2 protein-coding genes and 1 pseudogene are annotated in these 2,472 nt (G+C 72.2%); 1 reads left to right on the forward strand and 2 read right to left on the reverse strand.

What is annotated here, in order from left to right; all coding sequences use genetic code 11:
* Positions 1-411, reverse strand: a pseudogene (locus AXW62_RS36470) (hypothetical protein); the annotation flags it as partial.
* A gap of 167 nt (positions 412-578) precedes the next feature.
* Between AXW62_RS36470 and AXW62_RS36475 the strand changes: the two are divergent.
* On the forward strand, positions 579-1,673 hold the full coding sequence (locus AXW62_RS36475; RefSeq protein WP_060948184.1) for a chitinase: 1,095 nt from the start codon (positions 579-581) through the stop codon (positions 1,671-1,673).
* A 133-nt stretch (positions 1,674-1,806) separates the two neighbouring features.
* On the opposite strand, the gene AXW62_RS36480 is transcribed toward AXW62_RS36475, so the two are convergent.
* On the reverse strand, positions 1,807-2,025 hold the full coding sequence (locus tag AXW62_RS36480) for a hypothetical protein (protein ID WP_060948185.1): 219 nt from the start codon (positions 2,023-2,025) through the stop codon (positions 1,807-1,809).
* Positions 2,026-2,472 lie beyond the last annotated feature (447 nt).

The raw sequence follows: 2,472 nt of genomic DNA on the forward strand, positions 1-2,472 counted from the left end.
GGGCGGCGCGTCGGGCTCCCGGGCGGCCGAGTGCTCCGGCCGCCCGGAGCCGCTGTGGTGGCGCCGGTGCTGATGTTGGGTCGGGGCGTACGTGTGCGCGTCGGTCCGCGCCCGCGATCCGGAGGGCCCCGAACGCCCTTCCGGGGCGCGGTCGGGCTCGCGGCCGAACGCCTCGGTGGCGACCGGCCGCCCCGGGACCAGCGTCCGCGGCGCGAAGGACGTACCGCCCGCGTAGCCCACCCCCAGGACCGCCGAATAGCCGAGGCAGGCGGCTCCCGCGAGTACGCCCACATGTCGTACCAGTCGGCCACGGCGCCCGGAGAGGTCCACGAACACGGGCCCCTTCCGGGCCACGTCAGCGCGGAGGGGACGCGATGGCGCGCGCTCGGCCACATCTGACTGAGGATCCATACGGAAGAGGCTAATGCAGAAAATACGATATGCGACATATAAGCCAAACAGGCGGTGTGTCATAGTTCAGTAGACTTCACGGAATATGCGAAGTTTGGCGGGGAGAAGGGCACGGGAGGCGCAGGCCCCCGGCGCCCGTACCGGAACCGCAAGAAGGAGCCAGAGCCATGAGGGCCAGCCCCCGCATGAGCGGAATCGCCGTGGCCGGCGCGGTGGTCTGCGCCACCATCGCCGTATGGGCGGGACACCACAAGGAGCCGCCCGAGCCGCACGCCGCGCCCTCACAGCCGCTGGCGTCCCAACCTCCCGCGCCACGGCGGCCCGCCGACTTCGTGCCGTACGTCAACGTCTGGTCGGACTCGGGGTACGACATGGCCGCCGCGGCGGCACGCGGGGTCAAGGAGTTCACGCTGGGCTTCGTCGTCGCGGGGGACGGCTGCGCCCCGGTGTGGGACGGCGGCACCTCGCTCGACGACCAGGGGCTCGAGGCCAGGATCGCGAGTGTCCGCCGGGCCGGTGGCGACGTACGGATCTCCTTCGGCGGCGCCGAGGGCACGGAGCTCGCCACCGTCTGCACCGACGTGCCCGAACTCGCCTCGGCCTATGCCGAGGTGATCGAGCGCTATCAGGCGGCCAGGGTCGACTTCGACCTCGAGGGCGACGCGCTCGCCAATGCCGAGGCGACCGCCCGCCGAGCCCAGGCGCTCGCGCTGATCCAGCGCACCCACGAGGGCCTGAACATCTCCTTCACCCTGCCCGCCATGCCGGACGGGCTGACCCCGCAGAGCGTCGCCCAGTTGGAGGCCGCCAAACGGGAGGGGGTCATCCTCTCGTCCGTCAACATCATGGCGATGAACTACAGCGGCGACCACACCGGCGACATGGGCGACTACGCCGTCCAGGCGGCCACCGCCAGCCAGGCCCGGCTCCGCGAGGTGCTCGGCATGTCCGACGCCGCCGCCTGGAAGATGCTCGCGGTGACGCCGATGATCGGGGTCAACGACGTCACCGGCGAGGTCTTCACGCTGGAGGACGCGTCCGGACTGGCGCGGTTCGCCGCGGACAAGGGGATCGGGCGGCTGTCGATGTGGTCCGCCGAACGCGACCAGTCGTGCACCCCCGAGATGTCCGCGTCCGCCGCCGCCACCGACCCCACGGCGGGTGCGGCGGGCCCCGATCAGAACGGGAACGCCGTCCCGAACACCCGCTGCAGCGGTATCGCCCAGCGCCCCGGGGCCTTCGAGGCGGCGCTGAGGGGGTGACGGAACACGACGGGGCCGGGACGGCGATGCCGCCCCGGCCCCTGCGCACGGCTGTGCCCTGACACAGCCGTGCGCAGGGGACCAGGGCCGCTGGGGGCCGCCCGTCCCTCCCCCTCCGGGGCGGGCGGCCGTCTCAGGAGCGCTTGAATCGGTTCGGGTTGTTGTGTTCACGGTGGCGAGGGCACTGGCATGGTGGCCATGCCTGCCCCAGCCCGTAGGTATCGCTCTTCTCCCCGGCCAGGACGGTCACCATCGCGCGCCGTGCTGTGACGACGCCGTCGCGCGCCATGGTGTAGACGCGCATGGTCATGGTCGGCCGTTCGCCCCGGTCGGGTGGGTTGTCGGCGTTCACCGAGCGTGCTTCCCCTCGGACGGCGCGAGGAGTTGGAGCACGCTGCGCAGACTCCGTTTCACCGCCCCCAGGTGGTAGGCCAACTCTTCCGGCGTGGCGGTGGCCAGCTGGAGAGATTCGGCCCCTGCCAGGGTCTGTCCGGCCACGATCACCACCGCGCTCTCAAGACCCTCACGGGTGGGCTTACCGGCCGTGATGCACGCGGGGCACAGACCCGAGTGCGGGTCAGCGGGGTCATGGGGCCCGAAAACCCCGGGCGCGGCGCACAGAGCGCAGCCCGGCCCCAAGGGGGAGGGGGAGGGCGTGCCCTGGGTGCTGACGATCACCGGATGACCACCATGCCGTGCGGGGCACACACCAACTCCACGCGGGGGACGACGCCGACCCGCCGCTGGTCGCGCCGTTGCTCAGGGGCCACCACGTAGGGCCGTACCGAGGCGGGTTCCC

The sequence above is a fragment of the Streptomyces hygroscopicus subsp. hygroscopicus genome, assembly GCF_001553455.1.
GTDB lineage: Bacteria > Actinomycetota > Actinomycetes > Streptomycetales > Streptomycetaceae > Streptomyces > Streptomyces hygroscopicus.